This is a genomic window from Pseudomonadota bacterium, assembly GCA_016195085.1.
Lineage (GTDB): Bacteria > Pseudomonadota > Alphaproteobacteria > SHVZ01 > SHVZ01 > JACQAG01.
In genome coordinates, this window is sequence record JACQAG010000076.1 from 1 (window position 1) to 17,501 (window position 17,501).

Annotated in this window: 19 protein-coding genes; 8 read left to right on the top strand and 11 right to left on the bottom strand. The window is 68.7% G+C overall.

Annotation, left to right across the window (positions count from 1 at the left end):
* Nucleotides 1–216 precede the first annotated feature (216 nt).
* Both HY058_20440 and truA read left to right on the top strand, forming a co-directional pair.
* A complete protein-coding gene (locus HY058_20440) occupies nucleotides 217–1,140 on the top strand; it encodes a methionyl-tRNA formyltransferase (GenBank protein ID MBI3499672.1) in 924 nt (307 codons plus the stop codon).
* Entirely contained in the window at nucleotides 1,140–1,928 is a 789-nt protein-coding gene (gene truA / locus HY058_20445) for a tRNA pseudouridine(38-40) synthase TruA (protein ID MBI3499673.1), read from the top strand. Before HY058_20440 ends, truA begins: the two co-directional genes overlap by 1 nt.
* Here truA and HY058_20450 read toward each other — a convergent pair.
* From HY058_20450 to HY058_20460, 3 genes are all read right to left on the bottom strand, one after another.
* The gene (locus HY058_20450; GenBank protein MBI3499674.1) at nucleotides 1,884–2,456 is read right to left on the bottom strand and encodes a hypothetical protein; all 573 of its coding nucleotides are present in this window, start codon (nucleotides 2,454–2,456) and stop codon (nucleotides 1,884–1,886) included. The two genes, truA and HY058_20450, sit on opposite strands and share 45 nt — an antisense overlap.
* Before the next feature lie 43 nt (nucleotides 2,457–2,499).
* Nucleotides 2,500–3,339, bottom strand: coding sequence for a 2,3,4,5-tetrahydropyridine-2,6-dicarboxylate N-succinyltransferase (gene dapD / locus HY058_20455; GenBank protein ID MBI3499675.1), 840 nt, complete (start codon nucleotides 3,337–3,339; stop codon nucleotides 2,500–2,502).
* Between the two features lie 61 nt (nucleotides 3,340–3,400).
* A complete protein-coding gene (locus tag HY058_20460; GenBank protein ID MBI3499676.1) occupies nucleotides 3,401–4,078 on the bottom strand; it encodes a pyrimidine 5'-nucleotidase in 678 nt (225 codons plus the stop codon).
* 90 nt (nucleotides 4,079–4,168) lie between these two features.
* Between HY058_20460 and HY058_20465 the strand changes: the two genes are divergently transcribed.
* Both HY058_20465 and HY058_20470 read left to right on the top strand, forming a co-directional pair.
* Nucleotides 4,169–5,890: a diguanylate cyclase gene (locus HY058_20465; GenBank protein MBI3499677.1), complete on the top strand. Its 1,722-nt coding sequence runs from the start codon at nucleotides 4,169–4,171 to the stop codon at nucleotides 5,888–5,890.
* Nucleotides 5,887–7,245, top strand: a complete 1,359-nt coding sequence (locus HY058_20470; protein MBI3499678.1) for a DUF2336 domain-containing protein — start codon at nucleotides 5,887–5,889, stop codon at nucleotides 7,243–7,245. Before HY058_20465 ends, HY058_20470 begins: the two co-directional genes overlap by 4 nt.
* Here the strand turns inward: HY058_20470 and argB are convergent.
* Genes argB through rpmH form a run of 7 tightly spaced genes read right to left on the bottom strand, consistent with a single transcriptional unit; the run spans nucleotide 7,242 to nucleotide 12,108 of the window.
* Nucleotides 7,242–8,165, bottom strand: a complete 924-nt coding sequence (gene argB / locus HY058_20475; protein ID MBI3499679.1) for an acetylglutamate kinase — start codon at nucleotides 8,163–8,165, stop codon at nucleotides 7,242–7,244. The genes HY058_20470 and argB overlap by 4 nt on opposite strands.
* Before the next feature lie 32 nt (nucleotides 8,166–8,197).
* A complete protein-coding gene (locus HY058_20480) occupies nucleotides 8,198–8,905 on the bottom strand; it encodes an NnrU family protein (GenBank protein ID MBI3499680.1) in 708 nt (235 codons plus the stop codon).
* A complete protein-coding gene (locus tag HY058_20485; GenBank protein ID MBI3499681.1) occupies nucleotides 8,902–9,597 on the bottom strand; it encodes a YihA family ribosome biogenesis GTP-binding protein in 696 nt (231 codons plus the stop codon). The genes HY058_20480 and HY058_20485 overlap by 4 nt, the downstream gene beginning before the upstream one ends.
* A gap of 3 nt (nucleotides 9,598–9,600) precedes the next feature.
* Nucleotides 9,601–11,352 carry a membrane protein insertase YidC gene (gene yidC / locus HY058_20490; GenBank protein MBI3499682.1) on the bottom strand — a complete coding sequence of 584 codons (1,752 nt, stop codon included), beginning with the start codon at nucleotides 11,350–11,352 and terminating at the stop codon, nucleotides 9,601–9,603.
* A 21-nt stretch (nucleotides 11,353–11,373) separates the two neighbouring features.
* Nucleotides 11,374–11,583: a membrane protein insertion efficiency factor YidD gene (gene yidD / locus HY058_20495; GenBank protein ID MBI3499683.1), complete on the bottom strand. Its 210-nt coding sequence runs from the start codon at nucleotides 11,581–11,583 to the stop codon at nucleotides 11,374–11,376.
* 20 nt (nucleotides 11,584–11,603) lie between these two features.
* On the bottom strand, nucleotides 11,604–11,960 hold the full coding sequence (gene rnpA, locus HY058_20500; protein ID MBI3499684.1) for a ribonuclease P protein component: 357 nt from the start codon (nucleotides 11,958–11,960) through the stop codon (nucleotides 11,604–11,606).
* A gap of 13 nt (nucleotides 11,961–11,973) precedes the next feature.
* The gene (rpmH, locus tag HY058_20505) at nucleotides 11,974–12,108 is read right to left on the bottom strand and encodes a 50S ribosomal protein L34 (GenBank protein ID MBI3499685.1); all 135 of its coding nucleotides are present in this window, start codon (nucleotides 12,106–12,108) and stop codon (nucleotides 11,974–11,976) included.
* 165 nt (nucleotides 12,109–12,273) lie between these two features.
* Here rpmH and HY058_20510 point away from each other — a divergent pair, with 165 nt between their 5' ends.
* Nucleotides 12,274–13,653 carry a HAMP domain-containing histidine kinase gene (locus HY058_20510; protein ID MBI3499686.1) on the top strand — a complete coding sequence of 460 codons (1,380 nt, stop codon included), beginning with the start codon at nucleotides 12,274–12,276 and terminating at the stop codon, nucleotides 13,651–13,653.
* 95 nt (nucleotides 13,654–13,748) lie between these two features.
* A complete protein-coding gene (locus HY058_20515) occupies nucleotides 13,749–13,937 on the top strand; it encodes a hypothetical protein (GenBank protein MBI3499687.1) in 189 nt (62 codons plus the stop codon).
* A 38-nt stretch (nucleotides 13,938–13,975) separates the two neighbouring features.
* Here HY058_20515 and HY058_20520 read toward each other — a convergent pair whose 3' ends face one another.
* Entirely contained in the window at nucleotides 13,976–15,187 is a 1,212-nt protein-coding gene (locus HY058_20520) for a class I SAM-dependent rRNA methyltransferase (GenBank protein MBI3499688.1), read from the bottom strand.
* Between the two features lie 108 nt (nucleotides 15,188–15,295).
* Between HY058_20520 and cobA the strand changes: the two genes are divergently transcribed.
* Nucleotides 15,296–16,129, top strand: coding sequence for a uroporphyrinogen-III C-methyltransferase (cobA, locus tag HY058_20525; GenBank protein ID MBI3499689.1), 834 nt, complete (start codon nucleotides 15,296–15,298; stop codon nucleotides 16,127–16,129).
* A gap of 3 nt (nucleotides 16,130–16,132) precedes the next feature.
* On the top strand, nucleotides 16,133–17,455 hold the full coding sequence (locus tag HY058_20530; protein MBI3499690.1) for a cobyrinate a,c-diamide synthase: 1,323 nt from the start codon (nucleotides 16,133–16,135) through the stop codon (nucleotides 17,453–17,455).
* Nucleotides 17,456–17,501: the final 46 nt, after the last annotated feature.

A 17,501-nucleotide genomic window follows, 5' to 3' on the forward strand; every position in this document is an offset into this window, starting at 1 on the left:
AGCGCGCCTCGGTGGCTGGAACTGCTACTACAAACCGCCAGGACCCAAGACCATGCGCGACGGCTGGAACCAGCTCGCCGCCAGGATGGAAGGCTATGCCCTTGCTACCCAAGGCCAAGATCCGTGAATCCCATAGCCCCACGGGAGAGGTAACGAAGAAGATGGTCTTCGCTACGCGACGCCCCGGCGCACGCCGTGCTAAGTCTGCCCGCCGCCATGACCACGCTCCGCCTCGCCTTCATGGGCACTCCGGATTTCGCCGTGCCGATCCTCGATGCGCTCCTCGGGGCCGGGCACAGGGTCGTGCGGGTCTATGCGCAGCCGCCCCGGTCGGCCGGGCGCGGCCAAAAGCCGCGACCCTCGCCGGTCGAGGCCCACGCCCTGGCCTTGGGCATTCCCGTCAGCACCCCCCTCTCGCTCAAAGATCCGGCGGAGCAGGCGAGTTTCCAGGGCCTCGGCCTCGATGCCGCCGTCGTCGCCGCCTATGGGCTCATTCTGCCCAAGGCGATCCTGGAGGCGCCGCGGCTCGGCTGCATCAACGTGCATGCCTCGCTGTTGCCGCGCTGGCGCGGTGCGGCACCGATCCAGCGGGCGCTCATGGAAGGGGACACCGAGACCGGCGTCACCATCATGCAGATGGACCAAGGCCTCGACACCGGGCCCATGCTGCTCTGCCAGAAATGGCCGATCGCCGCGGACGCCACCGGCCAGAGCCTGCATGACGATTTGGCGCGGCTCGGCCAACGCCTCATCGTCGACGCGCTGGCCGGTCTTGCCGAAGGCCGACTCCAGCCGACGGCGCAGCCGCGAGCGGGTGCCACCTATGCCGGCAAGCTCGCACGCGCGGACGGGCGGATCGATTGGCGCCTCGCGGCCACGGCGCTGGAGCGTCTGGTGCGGGCACTCGATCCCTGGCCCGGCGCCTATTTCGAGCATGGAGGCGAGCGGATCAAGGTGCTCGCCGCCGAGACGCGCGCCGGCAATGCGGCACCCGGCACCGTGCTGGATGAGCGCCTGACGGTCGCCTCGGGCGAGGGTGCCATCGGTCTGTTGCGATTGCAGCGGCCCGGGCGCCAGCCGATGCCGGCCGAGGCACTCCTGCGCGGTTATCCCATCGCTCCCGGCACGGTGCTCGCCTGATGCCCCGCTACCGGCTCACCCTGGAATATGACGGTAGCCAGCTCGTCGGCTGGCAGCGCCAGACCAACGGACCGTCGGTGCAGCAGCACCTCGAAGAAGCGATCCAGAAATTCTGCGGCCAGACCGTGCTGGCCCACGCCGCCGGCCGCACCGATGCCGGCGTGCACGCCTTGGGTCAGGTGGCCCATATCGATCTCGTCGGCGAGATGGCGACCGATACCTTGCGCGAGGCGGTCAACTATCACCTGAAGCCGCAGCCGATCGCGATCCTGGAAGCGGTCGCGGCCGGCCCCTCTTTCCATGCGCGCTTCTCCGCGACCTTGAGAGCCTATCGCTATCGCATCGTCAACCGGCGCGCACCCTTGACCCTGGAGCGCGGTCGCGCCTGGCTCGTCACCCGCCCGCTCGATACGGTGGCCATGCACGAGGCGGCACAGGGTCTCGTCGGCCGCCACGACTTCACCAGCTTCCGCGCCGGACAGTGCCAGGCGAAGTCGCCGGTGAAGACCTTGGACCGGCTCGAGGTCGAAAGGGCGGGCGAAGAGGTGGCGATCGTCGCCGAGGCCCGCTCGTTCCTGCACCATCAGGTGCGCAACATGGTCGGCAGCCTGCGCCTGGTGGGCGAGGGCAAATGGACCGCGCATGATCTGGCGAAGGCGCTCGCCGCCCGCGACCGTGCCGCCGCCGGGGCCACGGCGCCGCCGGATGGTCTCTATCTCACCCGGGTCGAATACGGGGTGGCGCTAGCCGCGGATGCTGGCGGCGAGGCCGTTGACCAGGACGCCTAGGCTCAAGTCCATCAGCACCAAGCCGGCCGCGGTGCCGCCGGAAACCTCGAGCCCGACCTTGGCGATGTACCATTGGAAATGCAGGATCGCCACCAGCGCCACTAGGGCCGCCACGGCGCCGATCGGCTCCGGCAGGACGCCCACCCAGCGCAGTGCCGCCACCACCAGAAATAGCAGGATCTGCAAGAGGCCGGCCCAATTGTAGGGCACCATGTAGTCGAAATAGCGCGGCCCGCGCCCGAGCCAATCCGCCATGAAGACCATGATCAGCGGATAGGCCGTCCAGGAGATGACGTAGGCGATCGCCTCGACCACCAGGATGCGGGTGAGATGGTCGGCGAGCTCGGCACGCTCGCTCGACAAGAGCAACAGCATGAGATGCGCCGGTGCCGCCAGCGCGGCGGCGCAGAAGCTGCGCCAGAATCCGCTCTGGCTGCGGTCGAAGAATTCGATCCCGCTCGGATCGGATCGCCACAGGCGCAGGGCGCCGGTGAGCGCCGCCATGACCTCGGCGCGGCTCGCGATCACGATCGGAACATCGCCACGAGGCGGGGGATTGCCTTGGACGGCATCAGTCGCGCAGGAGCTCGTTGATCGAGGTCTTCGCCCGCGTCTGCTCGTCCACGCGCTTGACGATGACGGCGCAATAGAGCGACGGCCCCGGCGCGCCACCCGGAAGCGGCTTGCCCGGCAGGCTGCCCGGCACCACGACCGAGTAGGCGGGCACGCGGCCCATGAAGACCTCGCCGGTGGAGCGGTCGACGATCTTGGTGGTGGCGCTCAAATAGACGCCCATCGACAAGACCGAGCCGGTCTCGACGATGACACCTTCCACCACCTCGCTGCGCGCGCCGATGAAGCAATTGTCCTCGATGATCACCGGATTGGCCTGCAAGGGCTCGAGCACGCCGCCGATGCCGGCACCGCCGGAGAGGTGGCAGTTCCGGCCGATCTGCGCGCAGGAGCCGACCGTGGCCCAGGTGTCGACCATGGTGCCCTTGTCGACATAGGCGCCGACATTGACGAAGCTCGGCATCAGCACCACGCCCGGGGCGATGAAGGCCGAGCGGCGGACGATGCAATTCGGCACCGCGCGGAATCCCGCACTCTTGAATCGGTTCTCGCCCCAGCCGGCGAACTTCGAAGGCACCTTGTCGAACCAGGGCGTGCTGTCGCCCGGACCGCCTTGTACCAGCGCATTCTCGTAGAGCCGGAACGAGAGCAGCACGGCCTTCTTCAGGTATTGATGCACCTGCCAGCCCTTGTCGGTCTTCTCGGCCACCCGGAGCCGCCCGGCGTCGAGCCCATCCAAGGCCGCCTCGACGGCCTCCCGCACGGCGCCGGCCGAAGGCCCGAGCTTGTCGCGGGTCTCCCAGGCAGCATCGATGGCGGCGGCGAGCTCGGCGGTCATGGTCCTAGGTCCTGGCAGGGGGTAGAGCGGGCGCGAGAATGTGCCGGAGCATGGGGCCAAGTCAACGGTATGAGGCGACGCCCTCGAGCCAGGCCGGCAGGTCGTCGGTCCTATAGTGGATATGCCCGGCATCCTCGCCCGGTGCCGCCCAGTCATGCTCGGTCTTCACCCACACGGTGGTCATGCCGAGAGCGTGCGCCGGCTTCAAGTTGATCGCCATGTCCTCGACCATCGCCGTCCGCTCGGCCTCGATGCCATGGCGCTCGATCAACGCAAGGTAGGGTGCGGGATCCGGCTTCGGCACATAGTCGGAGGCGACGATGTCGTGGATCGCTTCGAAATGCCGGCCGATGCCGAGGCGCTCCAGGATGCGCTCGGCATGGGGAACCGAGCCGTTGGTGAAGACCAGCTTGCGGCCGCCGAGGTTGGCCAGCGCCTGATCCAGGAGCGGCGCCGGCGCCATCACGGCCACATCGATGTCGTGTACGAAGTCGAGGAACTCGGAGGGTTCGACCCCATGCTCGAGCATGAGACCCCTCAAGGTTGTGCCATGCCGGCGGAAGAGCGCGCGCTGGCGCTCCCGCGCCCCGGCCTCGTCGATCTGAAACAGCGACATGAGAAAGAGCGTGATGCGCCGCGAGACCTGGTCGAAGAGGCGCGAGCTCGAGGGATAGAGGGTATTGTCGAGATCGAAGATCCAGGCTTCCACATGCGGCAGGGATGGGGACGATGGCACCATGATTGGTCTATGGTGTCGCCTCGGCCCCGGCTCTGCAACCCTGGAAGAGCCCGGCGGCCGGCCGGATCGCCCGCCTGACGACGGACTTCGATGTCGAGCGCATTGACGAAAAGCCAATCCGAGGATGCCGAAGTTGCCGCCGCCTGCCGCCTGCTGGCGGCCGGCGGCACGCTTTGGCTGAGCCCGGGACCGGCCCTCATCATCGCTCCAGGGCCGACGGTCCGCGCCGCCAACAAGGCGGCGGCCGCGCTGGTGGATGCGCTCGCGGCCGGGGGGCTCCCAGGCCTCGCCGAGCTGGCCCAGCGCACGCTGGCGGGCGAGCCGCAGAGCGAGCGCCTGCAGATCCAGGCTGGCGGCGAAGCGATGACGGTCGAGCTGGTGCTGGCCCGGCTCGGCGCCGGCAGCGACGTGCTGATCCTCGGCCGCGATGCCACGCTCGACCAGAACCTCCGTAACGCGCTGGTGGAGTCGCGCCAGCGCTACAAGGACCTGGTGGAGATCTCCAGCGACTTCGTCTGGGAGACCGGAGCCGACGGCCGCTTCGTCTTCGTCTCCTCGAAAGGCGCGCTCGGATATTCGGCCGACGCGCTCGTGGGAAGCCCGCCCGATTCTCTGGCGCTCGACAGCCGCAGCGCCGGGCGCATGCCGTTCACGGCGCGCAGCCCGGTCGACTCGGTGGAGGTCTGGTGCCGAAACGCCGATGGCGGTGCTGTCTGCCTCGTCGCCTCGGCCGCCCCGCTCACCGATCAGGCCGGGGAATGGCGCGGTGCGCGCGGCGTCTGCCGCGACGTGACAGCCGAGCGCGAGCGCGAGGCTGCCTTCGCCCGCTCGCGCAACCGCCAGGTGCTGCTCGCCCGCCTGGTGCGCACCATCCGCGACGAGGTGGAGCCGCAGAACATGCTGGGTGCCGCCGCCACCACGACCGCACGCGCGCTGGGGGCGGCGGGCTGCGTGGTGTTCCGCAAATCCGCCGAGGAGTTCCTGCCCGCCGCCAGCCGCGGCCAGGTGCCGCCGGAGCCCGTCGTTCAAGCCATTCTGGCCAGCCTCGCCGACGCCGCCGGCGTGATCGCGATCGAGACCGAGGCGAGCGGCCGCGCGCTGGCCACGCCGACCTTCTACCGCCAGCGGCGAAACGGCGCGCTCTTGCTTTGGCGGGCATCGACCGACCGGCCCTGGGATGCCGAGGAGAGCGATCTCCTGGGCGACGTGGCGGGTCAGCTCGGCATCGCCTTCGAGCAGATCGCCGCCCATGAGGAGCTGACCCGGCTGTCCTCGACCGATGCGCTGACCGGGCTCATGAACCGCCGCACCTTCCTCCTCGCCCTCGAGCAGCGGATGGCCGCGGCCGCGCTGTCGCGCACGCAAGCCACCCTCGCCTATGTCGATCTCGACAACTTCAAGCAGGTGAACGACCGGCGCGGCCACCAAGCCGGCGACGAGGCGCTCCGCGAAGTGGCGCGCCTGCTCAGGGCCACGGTCAGGCCCGATGACCTGCTCGCGCGCCTCGGCGGCGATGAGTTCGCGCTGTGGCTGGAGCGCTCCGACGAGATCGCGGCGCGCGCTTTCGGCGAGCGGCTCATCGCCGTCGGCCGCGGCCTGTTGCCGCTGTCGGCCGACCCGGAGCGCCCCCTCGGCCTATCGGTCGGCATGGCGGTGCATGCGCCGGGCAAGGGCGAGGCCCTGGAGACGCTCATTGCCCGGGCGGATGCGACGATGTACGAGGTAAAGCGCACCGGGAAAGGACGATGCCTGATCGCGCCCGCCAGTGCCGGCGGCCAGCCGGCGACGCCTGCCTCCGAGAACGGCCGATGACAGCGCCCATGGATACTCCGGAGAACGTCGAGCGCGCGCCCAAGATCGGCTATGAGGAGGCCAAGCGCCTCGCCCGCCATGACCATCCGGGGGTGCGTCGCGCCCTTGCCGAGCGGGCCGACGTTCGCCCGGAGCTGCTCTACTTCCTCGCCGAAGACACCGACTTGACCGTCCGCCGCGCGGTCGCGCAGAACGCCGCGGCACCGCGTCAGGCCGATCTGGTGCTGGCCAGCGATCATGATGAGGGGGTGCGCTTCGAGCTCGCGAGCAAGATCGGACAGATGCCGCCGACGCGCAGCGGCGGCAGCAAGCAGCAGCTGAAGCAGCTCACCCTCGAAGTCCTGGACGTGCTGGCGCGCGACCAGATGGTGCGCGTGCGCCAGATCCTGGCTGAGGCCCTCAAGGACATCGCGGCGGCACCGCCCTCCGTCATCAATCGGCTGGCACGCGACAAGTCGCTGACGGTTGCCGGACCGATCCTCGAATTCTCGCCGGTGCTGACCGACACCGACCTCCTGGCGATCATCAGGGGACGGCCGGAGGCGGGAGCGCTGACGGCGATCGCCGGCCGCCGGCAAGTCTCGGCCGATGTCGCCGATGCGGTGGCATCCACCTTTGACGTTCCGGCGGTTTCCCGGCTGCTCTCGAATGCCAGCGCCCAGATCCGCGAAGAGACGCTCGATCGCATCATCGATCGCGCCCCGGCGGTGAGCGAATGGCATGCCCCCCTGGTGCAGCGTCCGCAGCTTTCCGCCCAGGCGGTCAAGCGCCTGGTGCACTTCGTCGCCGACTCGCTCTTGAAAGATCTGCAAGCGCGCAAGGATCTGAGCCAGGAGACGCTGAGCGCGGTGGCCGATATCGTGCACCAGCGCCTGGAAGGGACTGACGCCGACGCGGCGGCCGGCACCTCGGCTCCACGACCTTCCGCGGGGGAGGGTCGGGGAGGGGGTGGTTCCCAGCCCCTCCCAAAGGCCACTCCCGGCGTCGATCAGCTCAAGGAAGGCGCCTTGGACCGGGAGCGCCGCCGCGCCCGCGAGCTGCACGCAGCCGACCAGCTGACCGAGGCCAGCATCGCCGAAGAGCTCACCACCGGCAATCGGCCCTTCGTGGTGGCCGCCCTGGCGCTCGCCGCCTCCCTGCCGGAACCGCAGGTGCGCCAGATCCTCTCCGGGCACAACGCCAAGGCGGTGGTGGCGCTTACCTGGAAGGCGGGCTTCACCATGGCGCTCGCCTATGATCTGCAGATCCAGCTCGCCGGCATTCTGCCGCGGGCGGCCTTCGCGCCGGACGACAGCGGCGGCTACGGCATGAGCCCCGAGGAGCTGACCTGGCAGCTCGAGCTGTTCGAAAGCTAACCGCGGCGGATGATGGTGCCGACGCCGCGCTCGGTGAAGATCTCCAGAAGCTGTGCATGGAGCACGCGGCCGTCGAGAATGGTCGCCCCTTCGACGCCGCGCTCCACCGCCGCCACGCAGGTCTCGACCTTGGGGATCATGCCGCCGGAGATGGTGCCGTCGGCGATCAGCGCCTTCACCTCGCTCAGGGTCAGCTCGGAGATGAGGCGCTTGTTCTTGTCGAGCACGCCGGCGACGTCGGTCAGCAACAACAGCCGGGTCGCGGCGACGGCGCCGGCGACCGCACCGGCCACCGTGTCGGCGTTGATGTTGTAGGTCTCGCCCTTGGGTCCAAGCCCGATCGGCGCGATCACCGGGATGATGCCGGACTTCGCCAGGATGCGCAGGATTTCGGCATCGATCTCGGTCGGCTCGCCGACGAAGCCCAAGTCGAGGATCTTCTCGATGTTCGAGTCGGGATCGACCTTGGTGCGGCGCAGCTTGCGTGCCTGAATGAGCCGGCAATCCTTCCCCGAGAGCCCGATGGCCAGCCCGCCGGCATCGTGAATGGCGGCGGCGATCTGCTTGTTGATGGCCCCCGACAGCACCATCTCGACGATCTCCACCGTCTCCCGGTCGGTGACGCGAAGACCGTCGATGAACTCGCTCTTGATCTTGAGCCGCTCCAGCATCTGGCCGATCTGCGGGCCCCCGCCATGCACGACGATGGGGTTGACGCCGATCTGCCGCAGCAAGACGACGTCGCGGGCGAAGCCGCGCGCCACCGTGTCGTCGCCCATGGCGTGGCCGCCATATTTGATAACGAATGTCTTGCCGGAAAAGCGCCGCATGAAGGGCAGCGCCTCGGACAGCACCTTGGCCTTGGCGAGCAGCTCGTCTTGCGGGGGGGAATCGGGCGAGGTCATTGGCGCGGGCGACATTAGCGGAGGCGGGGCGGTCTTGAGAAGCCCGATCAGACCGGCAGCGCCGGCGTCTCGAAGACCAGGCCGTGGATGGCGACGAGAACGCCCCAGAGCGCCGCGGCAAGGGCCACGCGCCACCAGCCGATCTCCGAGGCGACCAGACGGTTGCGCCCGGCCCGGATCGCGGCGAAGGGCAGGATCGAGGTGACCGCCTCGAAGCGTTGCCAGTCGGCGCCGCCGGTCCGCGCCCGCTTGCGATCGATGCTGAACATGCCGGCGACCGCGGTGAGGATGATCGAGGCAAAGAACAGGCTGGAGGCGAGATCGCCATTGGCCAGGAGATGGGCGCCGGCCCAGAGCGCGAACGCCCACAGCATGGGATGCCGGGTGATGCGGAGCACACCCCTGGCCGGCTCCGGTTGGGCGAGCGCGCCGGCGGCGCCGACCGCCGTTGGATTGCGCATGGTCACCGCACCGACGAAGAAGAAGAGCGCCACCGGCATGACCAGGGCCGGAACCCACAGCATCCACGTCTCGACGACACGCAGCCCGTAGAAGGTTTCGTGGGTCGAGGCCGCGCCATAGGTCCGCGCCAGCCAAACGAGGCCGATGGCGGAGAGCGCCGAGAACAGGATGCGAAACCCGTCCTCGCCGATCCGTCGGGCGACGACCCAGCGCAAGGGCGATCCGGCCAGGCCGAGATGGAGGACGAGCCAGAACCCGACCGCCACGATCAGCCAATTCATCTCCGGGCTCATGGGTGGGCCTCCGCCGTGGTTTTGACGAGCTGGGCCAGCCGTGCGCGCAGCTCCGGCATGCCGGCACCGCTCGCAGCACTGGTGGTTAGGATTTCGGGGTGCGCGGCCGGACGCTTGGCAAGCTCGGAGGCGGTCCGAGCCAGCAGCTTGGCCAATTCCTCCGGGCGCTGCTTGTCGCATTTGGTGAGCACGACCTGGTAGGAAACCGCCGCCTCGTCGAGCGCGTCCATGGTCCGGCGATCATTGGGCTTGAGCCCGTGCCTGGAATCGACCAGCACGATGACCCGCCTCAAGGTCGGGCGCCCGGTCAGATAGAAGCCGATCAGCTCCTGCCAGCGGCGGATCTCGTGCTTCGGCGCCTCGGCGTAGCCATAGCCGGGCATGTCCACGAGCACGCACTGGCCGTCGAGATCGAAGTAATTGAGCTGCCGGGTGCGCCCAGGGGTATTCGAGGTCCTGGCGAGGCTGGTGCGGCCGGTGAGCGCGTTCAAGAGGCTCGACTTGCCGACATTGGAACGGCCGGCGAAGGCGATCTCGACCGGGCCGATCGGCGGCAAGGCCCCGATGCTGTCGGTGCCGAAGATGAACCGGCACTCACGCGCGAACAGGAGCCGCCCGGCCTCGAGCGCCGCCGCGTCGAGCCGGTCGTCGTCAGGCGTTCCGACCGCGCTCGTCGCCGCCGCCGGTCCCACGCCTCACGCCTTGACGCCGGCCCGGCGCATGATCGTCCATTGCTGCGCGATCGACAGTAGGTTGTTCCACGCCCAATAGATGACCAGGCCCGAGGGAAAGTTCGCGAGCATCACGGTGAAGACGATCGGCAGCGCCATGAACATCTTCGCCTGGATCGGGTCGGCCGGCTGCGGATTGAGCCGCTGCTGCAGCAGCATGGTGACGCCCATGAGCAGCGGCCAGGCGCCGATCATCAGCATCGAGGGCGGGCTCCAGGGGATGAACCCGAACAGGTTGAAGATCGTGGTCGGATCGGGCGAAGAGAGATCCCTGATCCAACCGTAGAACGGCGCGTGGCGCATCTCGATGGTGATGAACAGCACCTTGTAGAGCGAGAAGAACACCGGAATCTGCACCACCACCGGCAGGCAGCCGGCGGCCGGGTTCACCTTCTCGCGCTTGTAGAGCGCCATCATCTCCTGATTGATCTTGGCCCGGTCGTCGCCGAAGCGCTCGCGCAGCTTGGTCATTTCCGGCTGCAGGGCCTTCATCTTGCTCATCGCCTTGTAGGACTTGTTGGCGAGCGGGAAGAAGAGCCCTTTCACCGCCACGGTCAGCACCAGGATGGCGAGGCCGAAATTGCCGATCTGGCGATAGAGGAAATCCAGCACGTAGAAGATCGGCTTGGTCAAGAAGTAGAACCAGCCGAAATCGACCCCGAGATCGAAGCGGGCGATGCCGAGGCTGTCCTTGTAGTGGTCGAGCAGGCGCACTTCCTTGGCACCCGCGAACAGCCGTGCCGAGGCCTCGGCGGCCGCACCGGCCTCGACCGTGCGGCCGGCGCCGAGATAGTCCGCCTGGTAGCGGTCGACGCGATCGCGCAAGGTGTGGGTGAACCGCGCCTTCACCGCTTCCTGCTGATCGGGAATCACCGCCGCCAGCCAATACTTGTCGGTGATGCCGAGCCAGCCGCCGGTGGACGCTTTCTCGACCTTGCCCTGCTCGGCGAGCTTGCTGTAGGCGATCTCGGTCAAGGTGCCGTCGAGCACGCCCAGCATGCCCTCGTGCAAGATGTAGTAGCCCAGCACCGTCGGGGTATTGGTGCGCAGGACCAGCGCGAAGGGATAGAGGGTGAGTGCCTTGCCGCTGTTGTTGGCCACCCGCTGGGTGACCATGATCATGAAGTTGTCATCGACGCTGTAGACCCGCTCGAAGCGGAGTCCGTCGCCATTGTCCCAGCGCAAGGTGACGGGCTGGGCGGGGGTCAGCACGGTGCGGTCGGCGGTCCACGCCGTGTCCGCATCGGGCAGCTTGACGCCGGCCTGCTCGGCCACCCAGCCGAACTCCCCATAATAGGGATCGTGCGTGCCGATCGGCGACAGCACGACGATGTTCGGGCTATCGGGCTCGGCGGCCTCGCGATAGTCCTTGAGCACCACGTCATCGACCCGCCCGCCGGTGAGCGCGATCGAGCCCATGAGCCGCGGCGTATCGATCTTGATGCGCGGGCTCTGGGCGAGCACGCTCGCGCGATCGACCGGGCCGGCGGCGGCGGGGGCCGCACTCGTCGGCGCATTGGTCTGGGCCCCCGGGGTCTGGGCCGCCGGCGGAGCGGTTGTGCCCGTGCCCGGCGGTGCCCCGGGCTGGGTTGCCTCCGTTTGCTGCTGCAGCGCCTGCTGCTGGCGCGTCCGTGGCATCTCGTAGAGGAATTGGAAGCCGAGCAGGATCGCGAGCGACAGCACGATCGCAATCAGCAAGTTCTTCTGGTCGCTCATCGCTCTTAACGGACCTCTGAGCTAGTGCCGAACCGGCGGCACCGGATCGTAGCCAGCGCCACCCCAGGGATGACAACGAAGTATGCGTCGAAGCATCAGCCACGACCCCGTGGCGGCGCCATGGTCATGCAGGGCGTCGAGCGCGTATTCCGAGCAGCTCGGCAGATACCGGCAATTGCAGCCGAGCCAGGGCGAGACCACGAGCCGGTAGGCCTTGATCAGGCCGATCATGGCGAGCCCGATCGGGTTGGTCATCGATCCTCCAGCGGGCGGGACGCCGCATCCAGGCGCCTGAGGGCCCGGCCCAGCTCCTCGACCATGAGCGCAAAGGGCCTGGTCAAGGTGGCGCGCCGGGCGATCAGGACGTAGTCGTGCCCGGCTCCCCCGGCAAGGGGAATGACGGCCTCCGCGGCCGCCCTCAAGCGGCGCCTTGCGCGATTGCGTTCCACGGCACCCCCGATCTTGCGGCTTGCGGTCAGCCCCAGCCGCGGCGCGTCCTTGTCCCCGCGCCGGAGCGCCTGCACGATCACGCCTGGGGTCGCGACCTTGAGCCCGGATGCCGCCACAGCCAAGAACTGAGGCCGCCGCTTCAGCCGCGCGACGGCCATTGGAGCCGTCGGTTCAGGCGGACAGGCGCTTGCGGCCCTTGGCCCGGCGGTTGGACAGGACCTTGCGGCCCCCGACGGTCGCCATGCGGGCGCGGAAGCCGTGCCGGCGCTTGCGCACAAGTTTGCTCGGTTGATAGGTACGCTTCACGGGATCAGGCTCCGGTCACCGGGACTGTCACTGAACACTGAAATTCAAAAGGCCCCGCTGTATAGTGGCTGAACTTGCCGAAGTCAACGACCGGCCTAGCCCCTATTTCTCACCGGGATCGGGGCAGCGACGGGCTGACCAGCGCTGAATTGCAAGGTCATCCGCATGCATCTGCCGCCGCTGACCCGCAGCCTTTCCGCCCGTCTCCTGGTTCTCACCGTGTTTTTCGTCATGGTGAGCGAGTTCTTGATCTATGCCCCCTCGATCGGCCGGTTCCGGCTGGCCTGGCTGGAGGAGCGCATGGCGGCGGGGCACCTGGCCGGGCTCGCGGTCGACGCCACCCCGGACCGACGGGTGAGCCAGGATCTGGCCGCCATGCTGCTGCACCTTGTCGGCGCCCATACCGTGGACCTCTACCGCGGACGGACCCAGACCCACATGCTGGCCGATCTGACCCAACCCCTGGTCGAGGCCGACTTCGATTTGCGCCAGGCCGGGTTCTTCAGCCTGATCGGCGACGCCTTCATGACCCTCGGCCAATCCGAGGGCCGCATCATCCGGGTGATCGGCCCCTCCCCCAAGGACCCGGACATCCTGGTCGACGTCGTCCTCGACGAGACCCCGCTCCGTGCCGCCATGTTCGACTATTCGGAGCGGATCCTCGGGCTCTCGATCGTGATCTCCCTCATCACGGCGGGGCTGGTATTCCTGTCGCTCCAGGTGCTCATGGTGGCGCCGATGCGCCGGATCACCCAGAGCATGGTCGCCTTCCGCGGCGAGCCCGAGCGCCCGTGGATCCCGACGACCGTCACCCGCCGCAAGGACGAGCTCGGCGTGGCCGAGCGCGAGCTTGCGATCCTGCAGGATGATCTCAGGGCGGCACTCCGCCAGAAGGAGCATCTGGCGGGGTTGGGGACGGCGGTCAGCAAGATCAGCCACGATCTCCGCAACATTCTCTCAACCGTGCGGCTGCTGTCGGATCGGCTCGCCGACAGCACCGATCCGGAGGTCAAGCGGATCACGCCGGCCCTGGTGGCGGCTGTCGACCGCGCGGTCAATCTTTGCGCCGCCACCCTCGATTTCTCCGCCGACCGGCCGCGGCTCATGCCCAGCCGCTTCGATCTGGCAGGGCTGGTGGCCGAGCTGGCGGGCGACCCGGCCGCCATCGGCAAGCTCGATCTCATCAACACCGTGCCCCAGGGCCTCGCGGTGACCGCCGACCGCGACCAGCTCTTTCGGGTGTTCAGCAATCTCGCCCGCAACGCGGACCGGGCCGGGGCCAAGCGCATGACGGTGACGGCGGAGCTCCTCGAAGGGGCGGTCAGCATCGAAGTCGCCGATGACGGGCCGGGCGTGGCGGCCTCGGTGCAGCCCACCCTGTTCCAGCCGTTCACCCGCGGGCGCCCGGGCAGCACCGGTCTTGGCCTGGCGATCGCCCGCGACCTGATGGTTGCCCATGGCGGCAGCATCGATCTCGCCATGACCGGGCCTGCCGGCACAAGGTTCCATCTGAGCCTTCCCGATGCGGCCGGTGGCGCTGGCTGAGCCCCCCCTCGAGGGCCGCCCTCGCCGGTTGCGCCGGCACCTTCCGAGGTCGTAGAACTGCAGCCCTCGCACAGGTCAGCACAACGGGGGCGGGCATGGAAGGCACGGGACGGTGGGTGTTCAGCGGCATCGTCGGCATCATCGGCATCGTCGGGCTCATGGCGGCGGCTCGCGCCCATGAGAGCGTGTTCTATTGGTCCGGCCTGATGCTGTTCGTGTTTTCCGTCCTCTTGGTCATGGCGACGGTCAAGCGCTGCTTCGACCGGCAGGAGCTCCCGGGCTAAAGCCTGACCTTCGATGCCTTGGATGCGGAGCGCGCCGGCTAGTCGAGCTGCAGCAGCAAGGACTTGAGATAGGCGGATTCCGGCAGGAACGGGTGCACGGGATGATCGGCGCCGGCCCCGAACGCCCTGAGAATGCGTGCGCTCCGCCCGGCCCGCCCCAGCCCATGGGCCACCTCTGCCTGAAAAGCGGCGGCATCGACATTGTGGGAGCATGAGGCGGCAAAGAGGAATCCGCCGGGCGACACCACCTCGGCGGCGAGCTGCGCCAGCTTGCGGTAGCCCTTGAGCCCGCTGGTCAGGTCTTTCTTCGAGCGTACGAACGCCGGCGGGTCGGCGACCACCACATCGAAGCGCTCCCCTGCTTTGGCCAAGCGCTGCAGCTCGATGAAGGCATCGCCGACGAGGAAGCGGCAGCGCTCGGCAACGCCGTTCGCCTCGGCGGCGCGCCCTGCCAGAGCGAGCGCCAGCTCGGAGCGGTCGAGCAGAGTTGCCGCGTGCGCACCCATGCTCGCCGCCAGCACGCCGAACCCGCCGGTGTGGCTATAGACGTCGAGCGTGCGGGCCCCGGCGGCCAGCTCGGCGACCGCGCGCCGATTGTCGCGCTGATCGTAGAACCACCCGGTCTTCTGTCCCTGGATCGGATCGGCATAGAACCGGAAGCCATTCTCGACGAGCTCGATGGGCGGCTCGACCACGCCTTTGGCCACCGTCACCGATTGCGGCAACCCTTCGAGCTGACGCAACGCGCTGTCGTTCTTGAGCACGATCGCCTCCGGGGCCACCGTCGCCTCCAGCGCCGCCAGGAACTCTTGGGTGAGCCGGTCCATGCCTGCGGTATTGAGCTGGACCACCACGAGCCCGCCGAAGCGGTCGACGACGGTACCGGGCAAGCCATCGGCCTCGGCATGGATGAGGCGGTAATAGGGCTGGCCGTAGAGCCGGCGGCGAAGCGCCAGCGCCTTCTGCAGTCGATCGGCAAAGAACCTGCGATCGATCTCGACCCCGGCCTCGCGCGCGATGAGGCGGCAGACGACGAGCGAGTGCGGGTTGGCGAAGCCGACGCCCAACGACCTGCCGTCGTGGCTATCGACCTCGACCAGGCTGCCGGGCGCCAGCGCCTTCAGCGCTTGCGTCATCTCCACTTCATTCGAGTAGATCCATGGATGGCCTTCGAGCGCACGTCGATGCCGACCGGCCAAGAGCTTGAGGCGCGGGGTGCGGGTATGATCGATGGCGGGCGCGGCGGTCATCGGAGGAAGTGTAGCGCCCCACCGCGCATGGGTGAAAGGGCGCCACCCCGGTAGGCACTCGCCCACCGGCCGGTGTAGGCTCGTGCCATGTCGCCGCCGCCAAATCCGATGAGCGATTTTGCGCTGCCCGAATTTGCCGAGGGCAGCGTATGGCTGGTCGGAGCCGGTCCCGGCGATCCGGGACTGCTGTCGGTGCTCGCCTGGCACGCGCTCACCCTTGCCGATGTGGTGGTGCACGACGCGCTGGTCGATGAGCGAATTCTCCGCCTCGCCAGACCCGGTGCCGTCATCGAGTATGCAGGCAAGCGCGGCGGCAAGCCGTCGCCGACCCAGCCGGCGATCTCCAAGCGGCTCATTCAGCTCGCTCGCGAGCGCCAGCGAGTGCTGCGCCTGAAAGGCGGCGATCCCTTCGTGTTCGGCCGCGGCGGCGAGGAAGCGCTGGCCCTGGTGGCCGCCGGGATTCCGTTTCGCATCGTGCCCGGGATCACCGCCGGGATCGGCGGCCTTGCCTATGCCGGAATACCCGTCACCCATCGCGATACCAACGAGGCCGTGACCTTCATCACCGGCCACAACACCTCGGGCGAGGTGCCCGACCGCATCGACTGGCAGGCGCTCGCCAAAGGCTCGCCGGTTATTGTGCTCTACATGGCCTTGAAGCATCTCGGCATCATCCGCGAGCGCCTGCTCGCCTCCGGCCGGCATGCGGACGAGCCGCTGGCGATCGTCAGCGAGGCGGCGACGCCGCGCCAGCGCGTGCTCGAAACCACGCTTGGCGCATCGCTCGAAGCCGCAGCCGCCGCCAAGCTGGAACCGCCGGCGATCATCGTGTTGGGCGAGGTGGTGCGACTCCGCTCCGGCCTCGACTGGCTCGGCCTCAGCGAAGGACGAGCCCTCGATCCGGACCCGCTCGGGCTCGGGCGCAATCGCGATGCCGGCTAGCCGATGAGCAATGCCAAGGGCGTGATCATCGCCGCCCCTGCATCGGGCAGCGGCAAGACGGTGATCACCCTCGGCCTCCTCCGCTGCCTCCGACGCCGCGGCCTCGCCGTCGCCTCGGCCAAGGTCGGGCCGGACTATATCGACCCCGCCTTCCATACCGCCGCATCGGGACGCGCCTGCTTCAATCTCGATGGCTGGGCGATGCGCCGGGAGACATTGGACGGCCTGGTGGCCGAGCTCGGTCATGCGGCCGATCTCGTCATCTGCGAGGGAGTGATGGGACTGTTTGACGGCATCGATGCCGCAGCGAAGGGCTCGACCGCCGAGCTCGCCGAGCGCCTCGGCTGGCCGATCGTGCTGGTCATGGATGTGCGCGGACAAGCCGCTTCCGCCGCTGCGGTGCTGGCCGGCTGCGTCCGCCATCGGCAAGGAACGCGGGTCGCCGGCGTCGTCTTCAACCGCGTCGGCGGAGCATCGCACAGAAGCGTTCTGGCCGAGGCCTGCCGACGGGCGATGCCCGCGGTGGCACAGCTCGGCTTCCTCGGGCGCGACCACCGTCTGGAGCTGCCGGAGCGCCATCTGGGCCTGGTGCAGGCAGCCGAGCGCGCCAACCTCGAGGGCTTCATCGACGGGGCTGCCGATGCGATCGGCGCAGCGCTCGACACCGACGCCATGATCGCTCTGGCCGAACCGCTGCGGGCTGGCGGCGCCGGCATGCCCACGCCGATCGCGCCCATCGGCCAACGCATTGCGATCGCCGATGACATCGGCTTCGCCTTCTCCTACAAGGCGATCCTCGATGGCTGGCGCAATGCCGGCGCCGAGATCTTGCCATTCTCGCCTTTGGCCGATGAGCCACCATCGAGCGCGGCGGATGCCGTCTATCTCCCCGGCGGCTATCCCGAGCTCTACGCCGCACGGCTTGCCGGCAATGCCGGTTTTCTCCAGGGCCTGAGGCGTGCCGCCGCACGGGGTGCGGCCGTCTATGGCGAATGCGGCGGCTACATGGTGCTGGGCGAAGGCCTCGTCGACGGCGCGGGCGAACGCCACGGGATGGCCGGGCTCCTGCCGCTCGAGGCCAGCTTCGCCGAGCGCCGGCTGCATCTCGGATACCGCCAGGTGCTGCTGCTGGCGGACTCGGCGCTGGGTCCCGCCGGCTCCTGCTTTCGCAGCCATGAATTCCACTATGCAACGGTGCTGAAAGAGGGGGCGGCCGAGCGCTTGTTCGAGGTCGAAGATGCACGCGGCAACGCGCTGGGTCCGGCCGGCACCCGCATCGGCCGCGTCGCCGGCTCCTTCATCCACCTCATCGACCGCGCCCGCTGAGCTTCGGCGCAAGGTGCCGGAAGGCATGCAGCCGGACGGCGAGCCA

Bases quoted from the DNA above. Each gene is read 5' to 3' on its own strand.
- HY058_20440 (MBI3499672.1), top strand. From the start codon at position 217: ATGACCACGCTCCGCCTCGCCTTCATGGGCACTCCGGATTTCGCCGTG.
- truA (MBI3499673.1), top strand. From the start codon at position 1,140: ATGCCCCGCTACCGGCTCACCCTGGAATATGACGGTAGCCAGCTCGTC.
- dapD (MBI3499675.1), bottom strand. From the start codon at position 3,339: ATGACCGCCGAGCTCGCCGCCGCCATCGATGCTGCCTGGGAGACCCGC.
- HY058_20460 (MBI3499676.1), bottom strand. From the start codon at position 4,078: ATGGTGCCATCGTCCCCATCCCTGCCGCATGTGGAAGCCTGGATCTTC.
- HY058_20465 (MBI3499677.1), top strand. From the start codon at position 4,169: ATGTCGAGCGCATTGACGAAAAGCCAATCCGAGGATGCCGAAGTTGCC.
- HY058_20470 (MBI3499678.1), top strand. From the start codon at position 5,887: ATGACAGCGCCCATGGATACTCCGGAGAACGTCGAGCGCGCGCCCAAG.
- argB (MBI3499679.1), bottom strand. From the start codon at position 8,165: ATGTCGCCCGCGCCAATGACCTCGCCCGATTCCCCCCCGCAAGACGAG.
- HY058_20480 (MBI3499680.1), bottom strand. From the start codon at position 8,905: ATGAGCCCGGAGATGAATTGGCTGATCGTGGCGGTCGGGTTCTGGCTC.
- yidC (MBI3499682.1), bottom strand. From the start codon at position 11,352: ATGAGCGACCAGAAGAACTTGCTGATTGCGATCGTGCTGTCGCTCGCG.
- yidD (MBI3499683.1), bottom strand. From the start codon at position 11,583: ATGATCGGCCTGATCAAGGCCTACCGGCTCGTGGTCTCGCCCTGGCTC.
- rnpA (MBI3499684.1), bottom strand. From the start codon at position 11,960: ATGGCCGTCGCGCGGCTGAAGCGGCGGCCTCAGTTCTTGGCTGTGGCG.
- HY058_20510 (MBI3499686.1), top strand. From the start codon at position 12,274: ATGCATCTGCCGCCGCTGACCCGCAGCCTTTCCGCCCGTCTCCTGGTT.
- HY058_20515 (MBI3499687.1), top strand. From the start codon at position 13,749: ATGGAAGGCACGGGACGGTGGGTGTTCAGCGGCATCGTCGGCATCATC.
- HY058_20520 (MBI3499688.1), bottom strand. From the start codon at position 15,187: ATGACCGCCGCGCCCGCCATCGATCATACCCGCACCCCGCGCCTCAAG.
- cobA (MBI3499689.1), top strand. From the start codon at position 15,296: ATGAGCGATTTTGCGCTGCCCGAATTTGCCGAGGGCAGCGTATGGCTG.
- HY058_20530 (MBI3499690.1), top strand. From the start codon at position 16,133: ATGAGCAATGCCAAGGGCGTGATCATCGCCGCCCCTGCATCGGGCAGC.